Source organism: Lentzea sp. NEAU-D7, assembly GCF_026242055.1.
GTDB lineage: Bacteria > Actinomycetota > Actinomycetes > Mycobacteriales > Pseudonocardiaceae > Lentzea.
Genome location: NZ_JAPJDL010000007.1, coordinates 164994 through 188294, shown reverse-complemented (window position 1 = coordinate 188294; position 23301 = coordinate 164994). Strand labels below are relative to the sequence as shown.

Genomic DNA, 23301 nt, shown 5'->3' with positions numbered 1-23301 from the left:
GCCGCCCGGTCACCGCGGACGAGCAGCACGCCGTCGCGCCTGACCACGCCTTCGTCAACGACCATGGCGCACCGGCGAGACAGGCACGGCGTGCGCGGGCTCCGGGATGCCGAGCAGCCGGTACATGGCCGCCCGCAGGATCTCGCCGGACCGGTCGAGCCGCGAGCTGACCAGGCCCGCGAACCCCGGAACGGCCACGGCCTCCGCGAGGTCGCCGGCGTACCTCGGAACCGCCTCGCTGATCACATGCGCAAGGCTGCCGCGACGCACGTCGGGACACGTGGCGAGCAGCAAGCGCGCACCGACAGCGGCGGCGTACTGCGTCGTGGAACCGTGGTCACCGACGACGACGTCGCTCGCGATCACCGCCGCCCGCCAGCCCTCCTCCGGCGGAACGACGACGACGTTGCAGTCGGCGAGCCAGGACCGCACCTGCCACGCGCCGTGCACGGCCCAGATGTTCGGGTGCAGCACCACGGCCACCCGAACCTTGCCGCTCAGCTCGCGGTAGAGCTCAGGACGTTGGTAGAACGTCGATTCCGCGGTCCACGTCGAACTGATCGTGACGAGCGTGTCACCCGGCCCCACACCCAGCGCCCGCCGGTACTGCTCGCGAAACGGCAGACTGGCCCGCATCCGGTCGAGGCAGATGTCCCCGGCGACAACGGCGGCGGACAACGCCTCAGGACACGACTCGGCGAGCACCGCGAGCTCGTCGTCGTGCGACAGCACGATCGCCGACGCCGCCACCTTCCCGTCACGCACCAGCATCTGCCGATCGAGCCCGTGCACCGGCTCAGCCTCCGGCCCCGCGGCCCGGACCCGCCGGCGAGACTTCATCGCGCCCGCCCCGTGCGGCAACACGAGCACAGGCCCCGGCGCCCGGTCGACGAACCGGTAGCTGGCCGCGAGCACGAGGTCGAACTCGTGCTGCAGAGCCATCTCCCACCCGATCACCAGCCCGCCGGCCGCACTGACGAACCGCGCGGTGGCCGCGTCCGGCTCGGGCATCGTGAAGTACGTCTGGACGCGGAAGTCGCTGTCCAGCAAAGGCAAGAGGTCGAACAGACGCGTGCCCGCCACCACGCTGGGCACGATCACGAGCACGTTGCGGCATCCCGGCACCGTCACCCGGTGCGCGCCACCCGCGCCGAGCGGGGTGGTGAACCAGTTCATCCCGGCCTCCATCGGTCGAAGCGATGAGAAGACCGTCCCGCCACGAGTGTTCATCGAGCTGTCAGAAACTCTTCGCGCACTTCAACGCGCTTGCGATCAAGCGACCTGTCCTCTTCTGCGCGCAATTCACGTCCATATGTCAATGGACTGTCACCGAACTGTCACGTTCGGCCGAACGAGTGCATTGCATTGGTGTTGAACAGGGAGGAGACTCTTCGGTCGGGGATGAGGGGTGGCGCTCGTGGATGCGCGATTCACGATTTTGGGGCCAACGGGGATACGGGTCGGCGACGACGTCGACACGCAATGGGGGCCGCCCAAGGAGCGGGCCATGCTCGCGGTCCTGCTCACGCGACCAGGGGCCTCCGTACCTGCGTCGGAGTTGATCGACTGGGTCTGGTCGGACGAGCGCGAACTGCCGAAGAATCCGAACCAGGCGCTGCACCTGTATTCCTCCCGAATTCGCAACGCACTCGACTCCTTGCCGAACCGTGTGGAATTGTCGGTGTCCAATGGCGCGTTCAGGCTGAACGTGTCACGCAACGTCGTGGATTATTTCCAGTTCCGCGACCAACTCGGTCGCGCACGCGAACTTGCTCGCGGTGGTGACCACCAGCAAGCCCTGAGTGCGATTCGGTCGGCATTCACGATCTGGCAGCGCCAGGTGCCCCTCGAGGACCTCAAGTCCGATCGTGCCGCGGCGTGGCGGCGCAACGCCCTGCTGAACCAGCAGATACCTGCCTACAACCTCTTGTGCGGTGAGCTCCTGGTGCTCGGCGAGTACAACGCGGTCCTGGAGACACTCGACGACCTGGAACCGGACTACCTGCTGCACCCGGTACTGCTGAAGCGGCGACTCGACGCGTTGCACCGGTTGATGCGGACGGAGGAAGCCACGCAGCTGTATCTCAGCATGCACAAGGCATTCCGGGTCGACCGGAACGACGTGGCTGCAGACGATCTGCGCAAGTTTCACGACAGGCTTCAGGAAAACGGTGTGGTCCAGGTCGAACCGGTCACCGGAACGGCGAACGTTCCGGCGCCACAACAACTCCCACTGGACGTTCCCGCTTTCGTCGGTCACGAGGACAAGCTCGCCGCGCTGGACGCCATGGCGGCACAGCCCGGTGTCGTGGTCGTCTCGGGTTCCGCTGGGGTGGGCAAAACTGCGTTGGCGGTGCACTGGGCGCACACCCACCGTTCCCACTTCCCGGGCGTGCTCTTCGTCGACCTGCAGGGCTTCTCCGACGGAGCCGTCCTCGACGCCTCGTCCGTCGTCGACCGCTTCCTGCAGGGCCTGGGCGTACCGCCGGACCGGATCGCCAACCCGGAGCACCGCCTGGCCAAGCTCCAGTCGCTGTTGTCCGGTCGCCGGCTGTTGGTGGTGCTGGACAACGTCCGTGACGTCGGTCAGATCCACCCGCTGCTACCGCTGTTCTCGTCCTGCGTGGTCGTGGTGACGAGCCGGTCCAAGCTGTCCGGGCTCGCGGCTCGCATCGCACCGCGACGAATCCCGATCGGCCCGCTCGAAACGGAAGACGCGGGCCGCTTGCTGCTCGACCGAATCGGCGAAAGGGCCGGATCCGGCGGCGAACTGGTTGAGCTGACTCAGGTCTGCGGAGGTCTGCCGATCGCGTTGAAGGTTCTCGCCAACCACATCGCGACCAGGCCGGGCGTGCGGTTGAGCGCGTTCGTCGACCACTTCCGCGAACGAGGCGTCCTCGACATCGGAACGATGCATGGCCCACGTGCGGTGTTCATGCAGTCGTTGCGCGCCTTGGAACCTGACGCCCGCTTTCTGTTCCGCACGATCGGAGCACACCCAGGGCCGGACATCAGTGTGCGCGTCGCGGCCGCCATGGCGTCGCTGCCCGTGCACCGCGTGCAGGAAGCCCTGGACGCCCTGGTGGAGGCCCACCTGCTGGAGCAGGCCGGTGAACTGGACCGGTTCAAGCTGCACGACCTGCTGCGCGAGTTCTCGGCCGGGCTGCTCGAGGATCCAGCGGAGCGGACGGTGGTCGAACACCGGATGCTCGACTTCTACTTGCGAACAGCGGAGAACGCGGACGTGCGGGTGTTGCCCGCGATGGTCCGCGTGCCGACGCTCGACGTCGAGAACGACGTTGGAGCGATCGAGTTCCGCGACTCGGCCTCCGCCCACCGCTGGTGCACTGTCGAAGCGCGGAACATCGTTGCTCTCGTTCGGTTCGCGATCGACGCCGGGCACTTCGAGTACGCCATGCAGATTCCACAGCTGGTCGGCCAGATCTGGCTCAGGCAAGGGCTGACCGCCGAGGTGCTTCACCTACTGCACGCCGGACTCGACGCGGCGAAGTCGCTCGGCGAGCCGGCGAAGATCGCTGCGGCCGACCTGATGCAGCAGATCGGTCACACCTACCTGCTGCGTCAGGAGTACGGGCGAGCGGAGCACTACGTGCACTCCGCACACCTCGGCTATCTGCGGGCGGGTGGAGAGCAGACTTCGGGGATCGCGATCTGCCTGCACACCGGCGCGCGAATTCTGGTGGCCACGGGGAACATCCCGATGGGTCTTGATTCACACATCAGGGCGTTGAACCTGGTGCGTCAGCTGGGAGAAAGCGGCCGTGGCCTGGAGCGGATCTTTCTGTTCAGGACCGGGGAGGCCTATCAGAAAGCTTTCGAATACGAGAAGGCTGCGTCTTACTACCATCAGGCACTGTCGTTGGCTCAAACGCAGGGTGACGAGGCATCCGAAGCGACGATTCTGCAGCTGCTCGGCTCACTGAGTTTCGCCCGTGAACGCACCGCCGAGGCGCGAGCATTCGCTGAAGACGCCTTGTGGAAGCACGCCCGTCAGCTCGCGATCGGAAGAGTTGGTGAAGTGTGTGCGCTGTTGTCGCAGATCGAGGTTGAAGCGGGCAATTTGTTGAACGCTAAACAGTATGCGCGTCAGGCTATTCGCTTCTGCGGTCGTGCCGGAGCGTCGTTGAGCGAGGCGACCGCTCTCTGCGTGCTCGGCCGGATTCTCGGCCAGGCTGACCAGCGCGAGGGTGCCGTCGAGGCGCTCGAGCGGGCCGAGGCGATCCTGCTCGACCTGGATCCCGATCGCGCGGGGCAGGTGGCCTCCGAACTGCGTCACCTCCAAGCGGAAATCGGTGTACCCGCTGCTCGGGTGCATTCACCCGTTGTGGAGCGCGACGCCCAGGTTCGCCAAGCGTAGTTATTACTTGAGAGTATCTTTCTGGGCTTGATCACCCGGTCGGGTGTCCCCCGATTTGACGTGACGGTGGGGTGCTTGGAACTATTCCAAGCCGTAATGACTCTGGTCCCCGACCGCATCACGAACTAAGGAGCGGACGATCAAGCCCCTCAAGAAGGTGCTGGGTTCACTGGCGATCGCTGTTGCCCTCGTTGTGGGTCCCGTATCGGTGCAGGCCAACGCGGCTCCGACGTCAGTCGAGACGAACAGTCGCCACTGGGCGGACTGCGTCGAGTACGAGATCCCTCAGAACGCCAGCCTGGACTAGTTCGAATTCGAACCGGGACCCCCGCCCGGTTCTGAAAGAAATTTGCATTTGGTCGTCCCAGGTGGGTAGTGGCGCGCCCACCTGGGACAACAGACGAGCATCGGATGCCCGTCCAGGTGGTGCCGGCGCCGTCGAAGTGGTCTACGCCGTCGAGTCGACGCCCTTGATCCGGCCGTCCCGGAACGCGTCCACGAACAGCCGGTGGTCCTCCCGCGTCTGTCGCGCGTATCCGAGGGCGAACTCGACGACGGACTCGGAGAACTCGGCGTCCCGGTCCCCGATGGCCGCCGCGATCGCCTCCTCGCACTGGAAGTCGACGAGGGTCTGCGCGGAGTCCGAGTCGGCCACGCAGTGCATCTTCGCGGTGGCGCGGCCCAGGTAGCCGAGCACGGGCAGCATGTCCGCGGGCTCGGTGAGGTCGGACCAGTCCAGGTCGGCCTCGTACGGGGAGAGCTCGGAGACGACGTAGCCGACGCCGCCGATCTCGGTGTGGCCGAGCCACGGGTCGGCGTGGGCCTGCAGGGCTCGCTGCGAGACGGCGGTGCGGTGGCCGTGGTCTGTGAAGTACTCGCGGATCCTGGCGTCGGGGACGATGCGGCTGGGGGCGGCGACGTTGGCCTGCTTCATGGACAGCACCACGTCGTTCTCCAACGCCTGGGAGCGGCCCTCCACCAGGATGTTGTAGGCGTGCAGGCCGGCTGAGCCGATGCCGAAACCGCTGCGGCCCACCACGTCCTTCACGGCGTAGGTGCGGCTCGACGCCCGTTTGCCGGTCGGGATGGTGTCCAGGTAGGACTCGTAGGCGAGCGTGACGGCCTTCAGCACGTCGGCCGGCAGTTCGTGGATGCCTTCGCGGTCGCGGCGGAAGCGGCGTTCGTAGTCGACGATCACGGTCTTCTCCTCCAGAAGGCCGATCCGGGTCGCGAGGCGGGCGCGTTGCAGCACGCGGTGCAGGGCGCCCTCGGTGCTGTCGAGGCGCAGGCTGAAGAGCTCGTCGTCCGGGTGCTCGGCGAACGAACGGACCTGGGCCACGTAGGCGGTGACGTAGGTGTTGATCAGGTCGGTGATCACGCTGTCGGGCAGTGCCTTGCGCCAGCCGAGGAGGGCCATCGAGGCGGCGAAGCGGCGGAGGTCCCAGGTGAACGAGCCGAGGTAGGCCTCGTCGAAGTCGTTGACGTCGAACACCAGCGTGCCCTCGGCGTCCATGTAGGTCCCGAAGTTCTGCGCGTGCAGGTCGCCCTGGATCCAGATGCGGCCGGTGCGCTCGTCGGCCCACTGGTCGGGCAGTTCGGCCATGTCGGCGTAGAACAGGCAGGCGCTGCCGCGGTAGAACGCGAACGGCTCGGCCGCCATCTTGCGGAACTTGTGCCGGAACGCGGCGGGGTCGGCCGCCATCAGGCCGGCGAAGGCCTCTTCGAGCACGCTCACGATGCGGTCGCCACGTTCGGTCATGGTGCATCCCAGCACGCGGTCGTCCGGGAGAGAAGCCGGGCGCGCGCAAAGAGCGGGCAGGAATCGAGAAGCTCGCACGAGGACGCCCGCCTAACGTCGTGGGCATGTGCTTCATGTTCGGTGCGAGCGAGGAGCAGATTCGCCGGATGCTCGAAGAACAGGTCGTCGAGGAGGTGCCGGTGGCCGAAGACTGGTCGCAGGACTAGGGAACGCGTTCATGCCCGGCGAAAGACTGCCGGGCATGAACGGATCGATGTCTCGCCGGAGCGTTCTCGCCGCGGGTGTGGCGGGCTCGGCGGCGGTTCTGCTCGGCACCGGGAACGCCTCCGCGGCGGCCCTCGTCACCCAGAGCGAGATCAACTCGCAGCCGACCTTCTACGAGGTGAACGGCGCCGCGACGTCCTTCCGCTACGAACCCGGCTTCTACTCCCGCCTGGAGGCCTGGCACGTGCACTGGCGGAACTGGACGCCGTACCACTGGACCGCGCCGCACAAGATCTACTCGTACGGCGCGTACGTGAACAAGTCCGGCATGCACGGCGAGGGCAGGGCGTTCGACCTCGCGCGCATGCTCATCACGAACCGCGACACGGGCGCGACGTTCACCGCCTTCAACGGCCGGTACGACCAGTGGAGGAACTCCACCGGCGACGCCCTGCGCACCGCGCGGATCCGTTACTGGGGAACGATGGCGTCACTGCACTACCACTTCCGGCACGTCATCTCGTACCTGGACGACGCCGAGCACCACAACCACGCCCACGTCGACAACGCGATCTCGGGCAGCGGCGACTCCAGCTTCACCACCGGTTCGGCGACCCAGACCTACTTCGTCCAGGCCGCCTGCCAGTACATCTGGGGCTACTCCACCGGCATCGACGGCGACTGGGGCCCGCAGACGCAGCGCGACTCCTCGGCCGCCCTGGTCCGGGCCGGCTCCGACGGCGTGATCACCACGCAGAGCCGGTGGCTCGCCTTCTGCAAGGCCAGCGCGCAGCAGGCCTGGGCGCTCGTGCCCTGAATCCGTTGACCAGCAGACGATCGACGGGTGGTTGACCAGGGCCGGTCTGCACCACGGTGAGGACATGGAACGCACACACCGGCGCCCTGCCTTGCTGATCACCGCGCTCCTCTCGATCGCGATGTTCACCGCCGGCAACTCGGCCGCAGCCCCTCCGGAAGAACCGTCGAACCACTGGCAGTACAACCACTGGCCGCAGCAACAGCCGTGGCAGCAGTCCAGGGACTCCGCCCGCGTGCTCGCGCAGGCCGGTTTCCCGGGCCCGATCGACCCGCAGAACTGGGTCAACCCCGACCACATGACGTGGGAACGGGACTACAAGAAGATCCCCGGCACGAACTGGGCCGACCCGTCGGTCAAGGGCTCGGTGCGCACCTTCAAGGGCGCGCTGGTCCTGCTGGACTACCCGAACCAGCCGTTCGTCGTCACGCAGGCCAAGAACTCCACGGTGTTCGGCAACCCGAGCGCCGAGGCCAGCAACGTGCCGCGCGCCCAGGTCGGGCAGTTCTACCAGGACTTCCTGAACAAGCCGAACGCCCTCAACCGCGGCCACACCGTGCACGAGTACTGGATGGAGACCTCCGGCGGGCGCTACGGCGTCGACCTGAAGGCGTTCGGCCCGTACACGATGCCGGGCAAGGACCACGAGTACGCCATGGAGTTCCAGGGCGGAACCGGGTGTCCCGCGGGCGATTCCTGCAACCGCAACATCCGCACCGACGGCCGTGCCGCGTGGGTGGCCGACGTCGGTGCGGAGGTGCCGGCGGGCTACGACTTCATCTACTACCTGTCGGCGGGCCAGGACGAGTCCGGCACCTGGCAGGAGTTCGGGATGATGAAGTTCCGGACCAAGGAGGACGTGACCGACGACTTCGGCCCGCCGGACCCCGCGCTGCCGAACTGGTCGAGCACCCGTTACGTCGACTGGACCTCGTGGGCCGCGGGCTCGTCGATCTGGCCCAACGCGGGCGGCGGCTCGTCCACCCAGGCCGAGAGCTCCGGCCAGGGCGTGTACGCGCACGAGCTGAGCCACATCCTCGGCATCGGCGACAACTACAACAACCCGTACGGCAGCCCGCCGCGCCGTGACTACAGCGGCCCGTGGGACATGCTGTCGCGCGGTTCGTTCAACGGCCCGGGCGGTCCGCACTCCCGCTGGACCATCCCGGCGACCGGCGGCGGGTCGCTCGGCGCCCAGCAGACGTTGCGCAACAAGATCAAGCTCGGCATCGTCGACGAGAAGAACGTCCTGCGGTTGTCCCGCGAGGCCCTCGCCGGCTCCGGCACGGTCATCGCGAAGATCACCGCCCGCGAGGTCAACCCCGGCGCCACCGGCCTGACCGGCATCAACCTCGCGCTGGGCACCGGCGACAAGTCCCCGTCCTGCAACGTCTCCACCAACCCGTTCTGCGACGGCGGCGGCTACAACAACTACACGCTCGAAGTCGTGGACCGGATGGGCGCCGACTCGTTCACCCCGGACTCCGGCGTGATGCTGGCCAAGACCAAGAACGTCGACGCCGCACCGTTCACGTGGGTGATCGACGCGAACCCGCAGGACATCGGCATGACCGACTACGTCCTGCCCGACGGCACCAAGGTCCCGATCACGATCGGCGACTACCGCCAGCTGTCCGACGCGCTGTTCCACGCGGGCACGAACTCCGGCAGCGAGTTCGAGTTCGTCGACACGGCCAACCGCCTGCACTTCTACGTGCTGGACCTGCAACGCGACGCCCAAGGCGTGCTGTCCTACACGGTGGCGATCCGGTCGCTCGACGGTGCGGGTCCGCAGCAGCGCGGTGTGCGGGTCAACCCGACCGCGGCCCGTGCCGACTCGTCGGGCGTGGCGACGTGCCGCTTCCCGCTGACCAACACCGGTCGCACGGCGCCTCCCGGTGGGCAGCACCCGGAGCCCGTCGACCAGTACCTCGACGGTGACGTCTACCGCGTGACGGCGAAGGCCGCGGACGGCTGGACGGTCTCCGTGCCGAACGCGCTGGCCACGGCCAAGTTCGGCGGACGGGTCGACGTTCCGGTGCACGCACAGCGCAACGGCGGGCCGCTCATGTCCAAGGTGACCTTGACGGCCGTGTCGGAGAGCAACCCCGGCAAGTCCGCGACGGCCACCTGCACGGTGACCGGCCGCTAGTGGCGACGGCTCCGAGCCGGCCCGCGCCGGCTCGGAGCTTCCCGCTGCTGCACAGGTCCTGACGTCAGCACCACGAAGCACCCCGTAAGCAGGACTGTGCCGCACGCCGGCCACGTCAGCGTCTGGACCGTCGTGATCGGGGCGATCACGCCGATGCTGAACAGCAGCAACGGCATGCCGAGCGCGTAGCAGACGCCGGCGGCGAACGTCCGGCCCGAGCCGCTGAGCAGCAACGGGATCGCGGCCGCTGCGGTCAGGACCGCGAACAAGAGCCACGCGTAGGTCAGTCCGGTGTGCAGCGCGACCGTGACGTCGAGGCCGTCCTCCGCACGGATCGCGGCCTCCTGCTCGGGCGCGTAGCGGAACCCGACGGCGGCTCTCGTCCCCGCGGCGGCGGCTGTGAGCAGCAACGACGCCCCCAGGATGGTGCGACCGCGCCGGACGGGATCGACTCGCTTCCTGGTGTCCACGCACCCAGTCTGTTGGCAGCCGGCGGCACCGCGGCGCCGCACACGCCCAAGTGCACTCAGTGGTGGTACGGGATGCGGGCCATCGGCTCGACCAGTTCGTGCTCCTCGTAGGACAGGTGCGAGAGCAGCGTCTCGGTGAGCAGGTCGACCGCCTCCTGCACCTGGACGATCTTCCGCGGCTCCGCGACCGTGGCCACCAGGGCGGCGTCCAGGCGTTCGAGCACCTCGTGGATGACGTGGTGCTCCTCGGTCAGCCGGTCGAGGACGGGCCCGAGCCGTGCGTCACCCGCTCTGAGCTGCGGGTAGAGGCTGGTGTCCTCGAGCGTGTGGTGGATGGTGACGAGCCGGCAGTAGCTCTCGCAGTACGCGCCCATCGTCCAGTTGTTCTGGCGCATGGTCATCGTGTTGATCTCGGACCGCGCCTCGCCGACGTCGATCGTGCCGTCCACGGCCTGCTTGATGATCGAGCGGACCTTCGTCAGCTCCTCGCGCAGGTGGTTGTGGACGCCGATCAGCTGACGGCCCATCGCCCTGCCCGAAGCGGTGTAGACGGCGTCCGCTTCAGGCGCCGGGCCTTTTGGTCGCGTCGACTCGTCCCACAGGAGTTTCGGACCGCGTTCCTTCTGCACGATCTCGCGCACGGCCGGTGCGACCTCTTCCGCGAACGTGCGCAGCTCGTCGTCGGTGTTGACCATCAGGACGAATCCGCTCATGCCGTCGTCGAGTGCCAGTTCGGCGAGTTGTTCGGCTGTGAACTCGGTTCCGATGTTGTAGATGCGGCGGATGTCCTCGGGCTTGCGCCCGGCTTCTTGTGCCGCCTCGTCGATGATGGCGTTCATCGCTTTGAGTTGTTGCGGTGGCGCATAGGGACTCGACGGCAGCCAACCGTCGGCTTTCTGGCCGGTGAGCCGCAGTATCCGCTTCTTGTAGGCACCGAGCCAGATGCCGATCTCATGCACGGGGAACGGTCCGGGCCGCGCCCCGTTGAGCGAGTAGTGCTTGCCGTGCAGGCGAATGCCGCGACCGGGTGTCCACAGTGCCTTGATCACCGCGATGGCTTCTTCGAGCGCCTCGACCGACTCGGCGGGCGTGCGGTGCGGCCCGTCCATGGCGGCGATGGCGTCCCAGAACGCGCCCGCGCCAAGCCCGAGCTCAACGCGCCCACCGCTGATGACGTCAAGGCTCGCCGCCGCGCGCGCAAGCACGGCAGGCGGCCTGAGAGGCAGGTTCGCGACGTTGGGGAACACGCGGACGTTGGTGGTGGACGCGGCGATGACCGACAACGACGTCCACGTGTCGAGGTTCGCCGCGTTGTACGGGTGGTCCTGGATGCTGACGAGGTCCAGTCCGAGCACGTCAGCGGCCTGAGCGAGCCGCAAGGTGTCGGCGAACCGCTCGGCGCCGGGCGGCAGGAACACCCCGAACTCGAGTGGGTGGCCGTAGTCTGTCATGCCGAAAGTATGCCACGCAGATGTTCTGCTTCACAGACGTTCTGTCGCGGCTATCATTGGCCGGGTGACCGCGCTAGAGGACGACTTCGGCTGGACCCTCGGCGTGGTGTTCCGCGCCTTCGTCAAGGCGACGAACCAGGCCGTCGGCGACCTCCCGGGCGGCCACCGCGGCTACCAGATCCTCACCGCCGCCACCCGTGACCAGCCGGAAAGCCAGTCCGCGCTCTGCCAGCAGCTGGGCATAGACCGGACGGTCATGACCTACCTGCTGGACGACCTGGAACGGGCGTCGCTGGTCGAACGCCGCCCGGCCCCCACCGACCGCCGCACCCGCCTGGTCGTGGCGACCGACGTGGGGCGCGCCCGGTTGCGAGAACTGGACCTGCGCCTGTCCCACGCCGAGGCGCACGTCCTCTCCGGCCTCTCCGCGGGCGACCGGGAGACGTTCAAGGCGCTGCTCTGCAGGCTGGCCGGGCACGTCAACGAGCTGGACCCGGTGCCGAGTGCCTGCCAGGCCGTGCAGGACATCGCGGCGAGCACGCCCTAATCGAGCAGCGCCAGCGCGTTGCGGATGCCTTGCTCCAAGAGGTCGTCGGCGAGCTTCTGATCGGTCAGGGCGCGGGAGAGCTGCAAGGTGCCGACCATCAGGGCGTAGACGCTGAGAACCGTGGTGCGGGCCGACTCCGGGTCTTCCGGCGCCAGGCGCGCGGCGAAGTCGTCCATGATCGCGAGCACGCTGTCGGTGTAGGTCCGCCTCGTCGGCTCGCCGCACCGGCTGATCTCGTCGAGCAGGGCCGCGGACGGGCAGCCCTCTTCCGGGTGGTCGCGGTGCTCGGGGGAGAGGTACGCGCGAACGATCTGCTCCAGCCCGGCGCGGCCGGGTGCGACGGCCGCGAGTCGCTCGCGCTGCTCGCGCAGCTGGTCGGAGACCGCGGTGGCGACCAGGTCCTCCTTGGACTCGAAGTGGGCGTAGAAGGCGCCGTTGGTGAGTCCCGCGTCCGCCATGAGCGTGGCGACGCCGGAGCCGTCGATGCCGCTGCGCTTGAACCGGCGGCCCGCCGTCTCGATGATCCGCTGCCTCGTCGCGAGCTTGTGCTCCTTGCCGTACCGCGCCACGTGCCCCTCCGCGCCTCGATGTTAGTACGATCATAATTCAAATCCGCCGGATCCCTTGCCGCTGGCTCACGTCCGAGCTTATGGTCGTATGGTCGTAATACAATCGCTTGGAAGGTGGGCTGACGTGCGTGCGTTCATCGTCGACCGCTACGGGAAGAGCGGCAACGCCCTCCGGGCCGGTGACGTGCCCGAGCCGGAGGTGGGGGAGCACGACGTCCTGGTCCAGGTCCACGCCGCGGGCGTCAACGCCCTGGACCTCAAGATCAGGGACGGGGAGTTCAAGCTCGTCCTGCCCTACCGCCCGCCGTTCGTCCTGGGCAACGACGTCGCCGGTGTCGTGGTCCGGGTGGGCGCCGGGGTGCGGGGGTTCCAGCCCGGTGACGAGGTCTGCGCCCGGCCGGACAAGGGCAGGATCGGCACCTTCGCGGAGCTCATCTCCGTCAGCGAGGACGACCTGGCGCTGAAGCCGGCGAGGCTCACGATGGAGGAGGCCGCCGCCATCCCTCTGGTCGGACTGACCGCCTGGCAGGCGCTGGTCGAGGTAGCCGGCCTGCGCGAGGGGCAGAAGGTCTTCATCCAGGCGGGTGCCGGCGGCGTGGGGACGTTCGCGATCCAGCTGGCGAAGCACCTGGGCGCCACCGTGGCCACGACGACCAGCACGGCCAACGTCGACCTCGTCCGGCGGCTCGGCGCCGACGTCGTGATCGACTACCGCGCGGACGACTTCGAGGCCGTCCTGCGCGACTACGACGTGGTGCTGCACAGCCTGGACGACAAGACGCTCGAGAAGTCGCTGCGCGTGCTGAAGCCGGGCGGAAAGCTCGTCTCGATCTCCGGCCCGCCGGATCCCGCCTTCGCCAGAGAGCTCGGCGGGCCGTGGATCCTGCGGCCGGTGATGAGGGTCCTGAGCCACCGCGTCAGGAAGGCGGCACGACGCCGCCAGGTCGCCTACTCGTTCCTCTTCATGCGGGCGAACGGGCAGCAGCTGGCCGAGATCACCTCGCTCGTCGACGCCGGGGTCGTCGAACCGGTCGTCGACCGGGTCTTCCCCTTCGAGGCGACCAACGACGCCCTGGCGTACGTCCGAACAGGACGCGCCAAGGGCAAGGTCGTCGTGAAGGTCAGGTAGGAGCCAGCCCGAGAAGGAGTTGTCATGACCGTGCTCACCGCTCACAAGGACACGCCGACCCAGACCGTGGACGTCGGCGGAACGACGTTCGCCTACCGCCAACTGGGCCCGGACACCGGCACGCCGGTGATCTTCCTGAACCACCTGGCCGCCGTGCTGGACAACTGGGACCCCCGCGTCGTAGACGGCATCGCCGCCAGGCACCGGGTGATCACCTTCGACAACCGCGGAGTCGGTGCATCCCGAGGCAGGACACCGCGCTCGGTGGACGCGATGGCGCGGGACGCCGTCGCCTTCATCCGGGCACTGGGCCACGACCGGGTCGACCTGCTCGGCTTCTCACTGGGCGGCTTCGTCGCCCAGGTGATCGCGGCGGAGGAACCACAGCTCGTCCGCAGGATGATCCTCGCGGGCACCGGCCCCGCCGGTGGCGAAGGCATCGACAGGGTCACCGCCGTCACCCTGCTCGACAGCCTGAAGGCCGCACTCACCTTCAGGGATCCCAAGGAGTACCTGTTCTTCACCCGGACCGCCGACGGCAAGGCTGCGGCCCGGCAGTTCGTGAACCGCTTGAAGGAACGCACGCACGACAGGGACAGGTCGATCTCCGTGACGGCGTTCCGCAACCAGCTCAAAGCGATCCACGAGTGGGGCGTTCAGCGGCCTTCCGACCTGACGGTGATCCAGCAGCCGGTCCTCGTCGCGAACGGCGACCACGACAGGATGGTGCCGAGCGGCAACTCCGCCGACCTGGCCCGGCGTCTGCCCGACGCCCGGCTCACGCTGTACCCCGATGCCGGGCACGGCGGCATCTTCCAGCGCCACGAAGAGTTCGTCGCCGAAGCTCTGGAGTTCCTCGAGGCGTGACGGATGCCGTCACTTGGCGGTTTTCTTCGCCTCCGCGACGGCGGTGTTCCAGGCCTCGTCCGCGCGCTTGCCCTGCTCGACGGACTGCAGGGCCGGGCCGAACACGTTGTCCTGGATCTGCCCGTCGGCAGGGCCCTTGTGCTGCGCCGCCTTGACCTTCTGCACCTGCGCGGCGAACAGCGCGCCTGCCTTGACGTTGTCGAAGTAGGTGTTGACGTGCTCCAGCAGCGACCTGTTCTCCAGGGCGTCGATCTGGCTGGGGAACGTCCCCTTGGCCTGGAACGCCTTGACCTGCTGTTCCGGAGCGGTCAGCCAGGCCGCGAGCGCCGCGGCCGCGGCCGCGTTCTTGCTCTGCTTCGGCACGGTCAGGTACGAGCCACCCCAGTTGCCGCCGCCGTTGGGGAACACGTCGGTGACGGCCCACTTGCCGGCGTTCTCCGGCCCCGCCTGGGCCTCGATGACGCCGAGCATCCACGACGGGCACGTCTTGGTGGCGAACCTGCCGAGCTTGAAGCCGGTGTTCCACTCGTTGCTGAACGCGACGAGCTTCGCCGACTGCCCCTTGGCCACGGCGTTCGTGACGGCGGCCCAGTCGCTCCTGATGTCCGGGTTCGACTCGACGACCAGCTGGTCGGACTTGTCGAAGTAGCCGACGTCGTGCTGGTTGTGCATGGCGTTGAAGATCTGCGCCGCGCTGTCGAACCAGGCCACGCCGGGCACCTTGGCGACGAACTTGTCGCCCGCCGCGAAGTAGCTGTCCCACGTGGCGAAGAGCCGCTTGACGTCGTCGGGCTGTGAGGGCAGGCCGGCCTGGGCGAAGAGGTCCTTGCGGTAGCACATGGCCAGCGGGCCGATGTCCGTGCCGTAGCCGATCAGCCTGCGGTCCTTGGTGGTCGCGGCGTCGGCCTTCCACTTCAGCCAGCGGTCCGGAGTCACCTCCTTCGGACCGATCTCCAGCAGGTCGTGGAACTGGTCGGACTTGGCCATGACCTGGCTCAGGTACCCCTCCTCGACCGCCTCGACGTCGGCGAGGCCGGCCCCCGCGCCCAGCTTGGTGAAGAGGTTCTGGTGGTGCGGAGCGCCCTGACCCGTCTTGCGGTGGGTGATCTTGACGTCCGGGTGCGCGGCCTCGTACGCCTTGAACAACTCCTCGTAACCGAACTCGTTGAACGTGGCCACGGTCAGCTCGGTCTTGCCGTCAGCGCTCCGGTTGGCCACCCCACCCGCACCACACGACGTGACGGCGGCGGACACGACGGCGCAGATCACCACGCTGATCCAGCGGTTCGGACGCACGCGAAGCTCCTCTGACGGCGACAGCAACTGGGAGCGCTCCCAGATTTGGGGAGTCTGAAGACGTCAGTCGAAGGTGTCAAGCACCTTCGCTCAAGACGTACTCTTCGTACTCAAACGGTTGCAGAGAAGAAGAAACTTGTCATTTACGACTTAAATGGCGCCGGTCTGGGCGGTTTCGTCGAGTGGCTGGGTGAGCGCAAAGTTGTCCGCAGTTCTGGGAGCGCTCCCAAAATCATCGGAGGCTTCGCTCGAAGTGAGCAGCTCTGCCAGGTGTCCTCAACAGGACGCTGCACGAACGTCCGGATCTACGACGGGGATCCGTGAGCGTGGCCCCGACTGGGGTCTGGGCTTGGCCTCGGAGAACGCACGAAGGCGACCCGGTTCGTGCTGTCCACGAACACGAACCGCCTCGTCTTTGGTCCCCTGGAAGGGCGCTGAACAGCCTCCGGCCTGGTCACCGCTCGTCGCACCTATCGCGATCCCAAGGCCTCGGACTTCTCTTAGACGCCCCAATTGGCAGCGCACAGAGGCTTCGGCTGAACAGCTGCGTTTCGCTCGACGTCTACCCGCACTGGCGCACTGAGTCCGAACGCAGGGCCTCGTCGCGGGTTGTTCACGCCAGTCGACGGGAATGCTGAAAGCTTCACGGCTCCATATTCAGATGCTGATCCTTCGGGGCGAGAGGCTTGCTGTTCTTGGTAACTTCCCACTTGCCTTGCACAGCCGCGTCGAGCGCCGACTCGTCGAGTCGCACTCCCAAGGCGGCAGCCAGTACGTGTGCGGCAAGCCTTGGTGGAATTGCGTTGCCGATCTGCTGGGACTTGTCCCTGCCCGCCCACGGGTAGTCGATGGGGAACGTCTGCAGACGCCCTGCCTCAGCGATGCTGAACCGCTCAAGTTCGTGCTCATCATGCGTCACAAGGCGATTGCGTGAAACCTTGCCCGTCACAGTGGCCGCAGGCTCGTCGGATGTGCGCCTTCCGCGAGCCTTGGGATCTCCCCCGGTGCCGTAGTTGGAGATCACGACGTACGGTGAGTCGCGGTGAACCGCCTTGCCCATGGTCTCCCACGGCAGCAGATGCGAATCACCTTCGGTCGGCGGCACGCCCTTGCGGTAACGGCGATGCGTCGGCGCCGGAAGGCTTGGCTTGCGATCACGCCGAGCGATCAGGATCGCTCGGCGCCGTGTCTGCGGTACTCCGTACATCTCTGTGTGGAGAATGCCACAGTCCGCCTTATAGCCAACGCCCTCTAGCGCTTCCCTCACGGCGTTCCACACTGGCAGCACCGCGGGAACCTGCTCCAGCACGATGGCGTCGTATGGCCTGCCGTCCTGGACTGCCTCCAACGCCCATCGCAGCGGTTCCAGGACCAATCCCGTGCGGTCGTCGTCCAACTCGGCCAGGCTTTCCTTGACCTTTTCGCCTGCCGCCATTCGCTTGACGAATCTGAGCACCTGCTCCAAAGCACGGCGACCCGTGCCGCTGCCTGCGACTGTGTAGGTCTGACACGGCGGACCGCCCGCCAGGACCGTGGCCGTCTTGAACTTCGACGGCATGTGGTCGCGAACATCAGCCTTCCAGGTCCGAAGCCCTGCCTCGACACGGGTCGCGCAGGCGTTGCCGTCCCACTCGATCCCGTCCACAGCCATACCCAGCCAGTGTGCGGCTACGTCCAATCCTCCAGGCCCGGCAAAGAGATCCACCATGTGGATCTGCCCAGGCTGAAGAGATACGGGCTGCTCAGGGATCATGGGCACGGAGTTTATCCGGTGTCCCTCCACGTCCCGAGGAAGCGGGTCAGTGTCCATCCAGAACCTTGCGGATCGCCAGTCCGAGGGCGTGGCCCACCGGTGGCGGCGAGGCGTTGCCCACTTGGCGGTACTGCTTGGTCTTTCCACCGGCAAAACGCCAGTCCGCTGGGAATCCCTGGAGGAGGGCAGCCTGCGCGACGGTGAGCTGGACCATGTGAGCAGGCCCGGCGGTGGGGTCCCAGTGGAAGTCCGCCGGCGGCGGAAAGTCGGCAACTGTGCCACCGTTGACCCCCATCGCCTCCCACGCTCGTTTCGACCCGGTCGGTCCGAGGTCGGGCCCACCCCTGTTCCAGGAGCCGCCCACCAAAGTGGGAGCGGGCCGGTCGGCTCCCGCCGCCCACTCGGCTGCCTGAGTCCATCCCCGGGAGGCCATGGAGTCCAGCAGTACGGCCCCTACGGATGGCGCGGGTCCCTGCGCTGGGGGCAGCTCGAAGTCGTCCGCCGACCGATCCTTGAAAGCGACCAGAACACCCTGCTTGCGGTCCTGCGGCACGCGGTAGTCGGACGAGTTGACAACCAACCACCTGGCGCTGTATCCGAGGTGAACGAGCTCGGCTGCGATCTCCTTGCGCGCGTCCAGGTACTGGTCACTGGTCGCCAGGTCGGGCACGTTCTCGATCAGCAAAGCCCGCGGTTGGACGCCGTGCATGAGCATGATTGTGGCGTCGAGGAGCCTCAGCTCGACGTCGCTGCCGCGAGGTCGGTTGGTCGCGGCCGACGACTTCACCCGTGGCAGGCCCGCTGACAACAGGTCCACGTCGTACACACGCTGGTCGTCAGCGGGATCAAAGTCGAGCAGGTCCATCTGTCGAACATCCCAGTCCGGCCGGTTCAGGCGCAGGGTCTCGCACGCGACATCGCGGTTGTCGAGAACGACGACAGGGTCGAAACCCGCACGCTCCAGCCCGAGCGCGAGGCCTCCCGCGCCTGCGCAGACTTCGAGCGACCTGAGGCGCTTCTGTTCCACGGCCGATCCCCCCGATCGAAATTTCGCTGCTGGCATATGTTGTGCGTCCCCTCGTACGGCATTCGCAGTCAGGTGATACGGCAGCTCGACCGCCATATGTCACTCGTTCTCGACGTCTTGCTTCTTCTTGGAACGGTCTCGAAGAGGAGCCTCAGAGAGGAGCTTTTCGAAGAACGGCAACAAGATGTCCACAGCCTGCTTGTCCACGGCACCGTCGTCCGGACCGTCCGGCAGGCGTGTCCGCGGCACGTCGGGCATGTGCGCCGAGTCTGCGATCCAGTCTCGGAGCGCGTCGTGGTCGACGGGCTGGTCCGGCGCGAGCACGTCGAAGATGAGCGTGCTGCCCGCCGCGTTGATCGCTTTCGACAAACCGTTGATCTGATCCGACGCGTTCGAGACCTTCTGACTGATCAGGCGCTCGACAATGCGGATGATCGCTGCAGCAGTCGGGCGGTGGTCGGCCACCTCCAGACGCATCACGCTGTTCATGACGTCCTGGTAGACACAGGCTGTTTCCACCGGCCGGTAGTCGGCGCCGTCGCGGAAGAACTCCGCCACCCACCACAAGCGAGAAAACGCCTGTAGATCGTGTCTGCCGCTGAACCGCGTCGTCGGCGCCATACCTGACTTCTTGTCCTTGTGGCGCCACACCACGTAATCGGGGGCGACGAGCATCGCGAGGTAGTTCCAGAGCCGGCCATCAGCGGCCTCGGCACGCGTCATCCGCAGCGTGGCGTGCAAGCGCGGCGCTAGCCAGGCATCGACCCGAGGCTGCTGATCCTCGAAGCGGTTCATCGCCTCGTCTATCAGCGCGCGCACCGGCTCTGTACGCCACCGAGGCTCGTCTTCCGACAATGTCGTGGCGGCCTTGCGCAGGGCCGTCTGCGGCGGATTTTCCTTGCCCGCCTGCATTCCACGGCTGAGGTACTTGGTCACGGCCGCGTCGGAAAGAAGCCCGAGCACTGGCGGAAAGACCGCGGCGAGCACAGGACTCATCAGGACCCGTTCCTATCCATGCTGTCGACCATGCGCACCGCGTTGGTCAGCTTCTTGGTGACCTGACTGCGCTTGCCGGCCGCGTACTGGATGTTCGTCTGCAGCTCCGGCCATCCGGATCCGCTGGTGCGCCGCTCGTTGATCTCGAACAGGGCGTCGGTCAGCTGTCTGCCTGGCAGCACGTCGGGCAGCATCATCCGGAGGACTGGCTCACGCCAACCGCTGGGCACGACTGGAGTTCCGTCGTCGTCCAGGTCGAGCTCACTGATCGCTGTGTGGAACATGGCCGTCCAGACGTCCTGTGCGATCTGGCTCGCAGTCATGTCACGCACGAGCTTCTCCCCTGGGGAACCTCCCTTGTCGTTCATGATCTCGACCAGTCCCTCGACCGCCGTGGTGTTCAGGTAGACGACGGGGATGTCGTTGACCGTCTCCACGATCCACAACGAGTCCTTGAACGGTCGTAGCCATTCCTCCGGACCTTCGCGGAAGTCGGTCTCCACGATCGGGATCTCACGCTGGCGCTTGGGCGTCACCGCCTTGAGGTCGATGCACCAGTCCTTGTCTGTGGCACCGATGATGCGTCCCTGCACGCCACCGATCTCACCGGTCACCGCAAGCGCCAGAGACGCGCGGTTGAGGTGACGACCATGCACCAGCTCGATCTGTCCGTGCCAGTACCCGTCGCGTCCCTTCGAGAGACGGGCGGTGCTTCGCGCGTTCGTAGCGTTCTCGGTAAGAACTGCCAGGCAGACAAGGTCGGACCACGGCCCCACCGCGATCTCCTGCTCGGGCAGTGTCGCCTTGAGCTGGAGCGTTGCCGCATCCCATTCGGTGCGCCCGGTTTGATGCAGGGCGATCGTGCGCTCGGATTTGGAGATCTGCATGTACGGCAAGCTCCTGCCGTCCACGGTCACCGAGACGACCTCGAGATCGACGGGATCGAACAGGGTCTGATAGGGGAACACGTGCTTCACACCGCACCTCCGCGCGCCTTCTGGATGTCGACCACCAGGCGGGCGAGACTGCCTTGCACAGGGTGGGTCGACGGATCGGTGACACCGGAGAAGGTGGCCGAGCGCACGCCGGCGCCGATGACCAGATTGCCGTCCTCCATGCGGCAGTTCTCGGTGGCGATGAGCTCCTTCCAGTCGACGGCAGGACGGCCACCGGACCGCACATCGAACTTCGCGACCGGCGTGAGGAGCCACGGATCGTCCGCGTTGGGAAGCTTGAGGTCGACACGGACGTTCCAGGCTCCGGTGTCGTCCACGTGCCCGCTGATGTTGCGCACCGTCGGGACACCCTGCGCGCCACGGGATCCGGTAGCGCCGTACACGTCGAGCTTCAGCAGCTCCCGGAGCGCCGCGGGCCCCTCACCCTTGCTCGTGGAGCGGCGGCCGACGAGCTGCCGGACCGCCTTGTCGATCTCGAGGCGAAACTCCCGAAGGCGGCTGAGCGCACCGCGTACGTAGACAGAGGTCAGTTCCTCCGTGTGTTCCCAATCGTCGTGCTCAGGAGGTTCGGACGCGCGGAGGAACTGCTCGGCGAGGGCTACATCGCCGCTGTCCCGGCCGGTGGCGTAACCAGCGAGCAACACCGCATGAAAGCGCGTCGCCCCCAGTGGTAGGTCTCGCGGTCGCTTCTTCGTGACGGTCATCCGGGTGCCTCGCATGTACACCACGCGGTTGGCCTCGTCGTCGTCCTCCTCTGCGGGAGTGACGAGCAGAACAGCGTCGTGATCGCAGCCCTTCTTCTTGCCCGCTTCCCCTCGGCGGGGTGGGACAACGAGGCGCACGTCAGCACGAGCCACTTGAGTGCCTGACGTCAACTCCTCCACCGTGTCCCCGTCCAGGTATGCCTGGAATGCACGGCTCAGCGCAGCGTGGGAGGCGTGCGGGTCGACCCGCTCTTCGACGAGCGTCTGGCCGTTTCGCATCGTCACGACGGTGGCCTCCAACAGCGGACCGCCGTCCCGCCCGCCGATCATCGCCGCCCAGAAGTTGTCGGCCAGCGACTTGACCAGCTTCTCGTGCATTTCCGGCAGTTGCACGGTGTCGCCAGATGCGTCGTGGGCGCCGACGATGAGGAACGACGTGCCAGGCTCCTTCGTGAGCCGTTCCAGGTGCAGGTCGTGAACAGTCTGATCGTCCGCCCACCACGAGCGGGAAACACCCTCGTGGTCCGGATCCGTCTCCCGCTGGCCGAACCACGCGGGGCCCGCGAAAGCGAGCTCGTCGACCTCGCGCCACGGCAGGTCGAGTCGCCCGATCACCCGTCGCTCGGTGCGTCCCTCGTGGGGCTCGGAGAGCGTCGAGTTCATCAGCACGAGGCTGAAGCGGCTCGTCGCCCAGAGCGTGACCTTGCCGAGCCCGTACGACCCACCTGCCTGCTTACCGGACTCCTTGTAGCTGTCAAGCTGTCTGCGGACCACTGCGGCGAACCTGCCGTCGCCGTACTCATCACCAGTGAGTCCGGCAGCGTTGTAGTCATCGACCTTCAGCAGGACAAGCGAGTTCCTCTCATCCAGGTCGTCGAGTGCGGCCCGCAGGCTATGAGAGACCTTCTGCCCCGCGGCCGCCGCCTGCTCGTAGTGCCCACGAAGCTCGTTCCAGTTCACCGCTTCCAGGAACGTGTCGAGATGTTGTCCGTTCAGCTCGTGCAGGGTGTAGCGCACGCGGACGGGCTTGCTTGAGTCGTAGCGCTCGTCGAGGGAGTTCTGAGTCGCCTCACGAGCGAGCGCCGAAAGGTCGGCGTCGAAGGCGAAAGCCGCAGCATTCCCATACTCACGCCCACCATCCTTGTGCGCGAGGCGGTGGTGCCATTGAAGAGGCTTCTTCGGCGCCACATCGGTGCGGTTGTAGATCGACGCCGGGTCAGTGCCGAGGATCTCGGCGATCCTGCGCTGAGTCTCCGGCCGGGGTTCGGCACGGTTGTTGACCCACGCGGAGACCGCCGCTCGGGTGATCGGAATCTTGTCGGCGAGCTGCGCCTGAGTCATGCCGGCCTGGTGGAGCTGGCGCGCCAACCAGGAACCGAAGATCTCCCCGTGCTGTGGGCTCATCGCAGCCGTAGCCTCCACGCCTCGTGTCCGGCTCACCCCATCGAGCAAGCTCGGTCACACTATCAGCTGAAATTTGACAGAGCTACATGAATCAAAATTCAGTAGATAGCGTTGGGTCCATACGACCCTATGGACACGTATCGCCGCGACCGCGCGTAGTGCTACCTCCTCCGTCGACTCTCTACGACCTCGCGCACGCGGACGGCGGCCGCGTCAGCCGCCTCGTGTTCCCAAACTCGAACGACCAGCCATCCGTCGCCGGTCAATCGCGCGTCCGTATCAGCGTCGCGGCGTCGGTTTCCCTCGATCTTGGTTCGCCAGAACTCCGCATTGGTCTTCGGCCACGTCGCGTGCTCGGGGCAGCCGTGCCAGAAGCAACCATCAACGAACACTGCGACCTTGATCCCGGTGAAGACGATGTCCGCCTCCCGTCGTACCCCGGGCATCGGACGGCGGTGCACCCGGTAGCGCAGGCCTGCGGCGTACAAGGCCTTACGCAGGTCAATCTCCACCTGTGTGTTCCGTGACTTCTGGCGGCTCATGCGAACACGGGTCTGCGGTGTCGTCTCCGGCGGCTCCACGGTGACATTGTGTCGCGCCACCAATCGCCGTCGGCGGTCAAGGGCCGCACGGAACGTCGATGGATGGACTGCATGAGGGTCGGTACACCCTCGACGTGGTAGTCCAAGGAGATGTGAAGGCTCGGCCAGCCTGAGGTTCGGGGCGAGTCTGATGAGCAAGGCTCGAGGCTAACGCGTAAGAAAGTACGAACGGCCGGGGGTGTGGGCGCGTGGCCCGCACCAACCCCGGCGGTCGGGGGTG

18 protein-coding genes are annotated in these 23301 nt (G+C 66.9%); 6 read left to right on the top strand and 12 right to left on the bottom strand.

What is annotated here, in order from left to right; translation table 11 throughout:
* Positions 1 to 54 precede the first annotated feature (54 nt).
* Complete coding sequence (locus tag ORI60_RS16840) at positions 55 to 1176, bottom strand: hypothetical protein (protein WP_266038270.1); 1122 nt, start codon at positions 1174 to 1176, stop codon at positions 55 to 57.
* A 232-nt stretch (positions 1177 to 1408) separates the two neighbouring features.
* On the opposite strand from ORI60_RS16840, the gene ORI60_RS16835 reads away from it, so the two are divergent.
* Positions 1409 to 4378 carry an AfsR/SARP family transcriptional regulator gene (locus ORI60_RS16835; protein ID WP_266038269.1) on the top strand — a complete coding sequence of 990 codons (2970 nt, stop codon included), beginning with the start codon at positions 1409 to 1411 and terminating at the stop codon, positions 4376 to 4378.
* A 448-nt stretch (positions 4379 to 4826) separates the two neighbouring features.
* Here the strand turns inward: ORI60_RS16835 and ORI60_RS16830 are convergent, their stop codons facing one another.
* A complete protein-coding gene (locus ORI60_RS16830; protein WP_266038268.1) occupies positions 4827 to 6137 on the bottom strand; it encodes a DUF2252 domain-containing protein in 1311 nt (436 codons plus the stop codon).
* Between the two features lie 241 nt (positions 6138 to 6378).
* Between ORI60_RS16830 and ORI60_RS16825 the strand changes: the two genes are divergently transcribed.
* Complete coding sequence (locus ORI60_RS16825; RefSeq protein ID WP_266038266.1) at positions 6379 to 7158, top strand: hypothetical protein; 780 nt, start codon at positions 6379 to 6381, stop codon at positions 7156 to 7158.
* Positions 7159 to 7222: 64 nt separating this feature from the next.
* Positions 7223 to 9310: a M6 family metalloprotease domain-containing protein gene (locus ORI60_RS16820; RefSeq protein ID WP_266038264.1), complete on the top strand. Its 2088-nt coding sequence runs from the start codon at positions 7223 to 7225 to the stop codon at positions 9308 to 9310.
* Here ORI60_RS16820 and ORI60_RS16815 read toward each other — a convergent pair.
* The gene (locus tag ORI60_RS16815; RefSeq protein WP_266038263.1) at positions 9307 to 9780 is read right to left on the bottom strand and encodes a hypothetical protein; all 474 of its coding nucleotides are present in this window, start codon (positions 9778 to 9780) and stop codon (positions 9307 to 9309) included. The two genes, ORI60_RS16820 and ORI60_RS16815, sit on opposite strands and share 4 nt — an antisense overlap.
* 56 nt (positions 9781 to 9836) lie before the next feature.
* Entirely contained in the window at positions 9837 to 11231 is a 1395-nt protein-coding gene (locus ORI60_RS16810) for an LLM class flavin-dependent oxidoreductase (protein ID WP_266038262.1), read from the bottom strand.
* 64 nt (positions 11232 to 11295) lie between these two features.
* On the opposite strand from ORI60_RS16810, the gene ORI60_RS16805 reads away from it, so the two are divergent.
* Complete coding sequence (locus ORI60_RS16805; RefSeq protein ID WP_266038261.1) at positions 11296 to 11778, top strand: MarR family winged helix-turn-helix transcriptional regulator; 483 nt, start codon at positions 11296 to 11298, stop codon at positions 11776 to 11778.
* Here the strand turns inward: ORI60_RS16805 and ORI60_RS16800 are convergent.
* Positions 11775 to 12347 (bottom strand): TetR/AcrR family transcriptional regulator, encoded by a 573-nt coding sequence (locus ORI60_RS16800; RefSeq protein ID WP_266038259.1) that lies wholly within the window; start codon positions 12345 to 12347, stop codon positions 11775 to 11777. The genes ORI60_RS16805 and ORI60_RS16800 overlap by 4 nt on opposite strands.
* A gap of 124 nt (positions 12348 to 12471) precedes the next feature.
* Here ORI60_RS16800 and ORI60_RS16795 point away from each other — a divergent pair, with 124 nt between their 5' ends.
* Both ORI60_RS16795 and ORI60_RS16790 read left to right on the top strand, forming a co-directional pair.
* Positions 12472 to 13476 (top strand): NADP-dependent oxidoreductase, encoded by a 1005-nt coding sequence (locus tag ORI60_RS16795; protein WP_266038258.1) that lies wholly within the window; start codon positions 12472 to 12474, stop codon positions 13474 to 13476.
* Between the two features lie 24 nt (positions 13477 to 13500).
* Positions 13501 to 14343 (top strand): alpha/beta fold hydrolase, encoded by an 843-nt coding sequence (locus ORI60_RS16790; RefSeq protein WP_266038257.1) that lies wholly within the window; start codon positions 13501 to 13503, stop codon positions 14341 to 14343.
* A gap of 9 nt (positions 14344 to 14352) precedes the next feature.
* Here the strand turns inward: ORI60_RS16790 and ORI60_RS16785 are convergent, their stop codons facing one another.
* The 7 genes from ORI60_RS16785 to ORI60_RS16755 all read right to left on the bottom strand — a co-directional run bounded on the left by ORI60_RS16785 (position 14353) and on the right by ORI60_RS16755 (position 23060).
* Entirely contained in the window at positions 14353 to 15639 is a 1287-nt protein-coding gene (locus ORI60_RS16785) for an ABC transporter substrate-binding protein (RefSeq protein WP_416234417.1), read from the bottom strand.
* A gap of 643 nt (positions 15640 to 16282) precedes the next feature.
* Positions 16283 to 17392 (bottom strand): DNA cytosine methyltransferase, encoded by a 1110-nt coding sequence (locus ORI60_RS16780; protein ID WP_266038256.1) that lies wholly within the window; start codon positions 17390 to 17392, stop codon positions 16283 to 16285.
* A gap of 46 nt (positions 17393 to 17438) precedes the next feature.
* Positions 17439 to 18419, bottom strand: a complete 981-nt coding sequence (locus ORI60_RS16775) for a DNA cytosine methyltransferase (RefSeq protein WP_266038255.1) — start codon at positions 18417 to 18419, stop codon at positions 17439 to 17441.
* Positions 18420 to 18518: 99 nt separating this feature from the next.
* Complete coding sequence (locus tag ORI60_RS16770; RefSeq protein WP_266038254.1) at positions 18519 to 19415, bottom strand: DUF6339 family protein; 897 nt, start codon at positions 19413 to 19415, stop codon at positions 18519 to 18521.
* Positions 19415 to 20392: a hypothetical protein gene (locus tag ORI60_RS16765; RefSeq protein WP_266038253.1), complete on the bottom strand. Its 978-nt coding sequence runs from the start codon at positions 20390 to 20392 to the stop codon at positions 19415 to 19417. The genes ORI60_RS16770 and ORI60_RS16765 overlap by 1 nt, the downstream gene beginning before the upstream one ends.
* Positions 20389 to 22443 (bottom strand): helix-turn-helix transcriptional regulator, encoded by a 2055-nt coding sequence (locus tag ORI60_RS16760; protein WP_266038252.1) that lies wholly within the window; start codon positions 22441 to 22443, stop codon positions 20389 to 20391. Before ORI60_RS16760 ends, ORI60_RS16765 begins: the two co-directional genes overlap by 4 nt.
* Before the next feature lie 197 nt (positions 22444 to 22640).
* Positions 22641 to 23060 (bottom strand): very short patch repair endonuclease, encoded by a 420-nt coding sequence (locus tag ORI60_RS16755; protein ID WP_266038251.1) that lies wholly within the window; start codon positions 23058 to 23060, stop codon positions 22641 to 22643.
* Between the last annotated feature and the right edge of the window lie 241 nt (positions 23061 to 23301).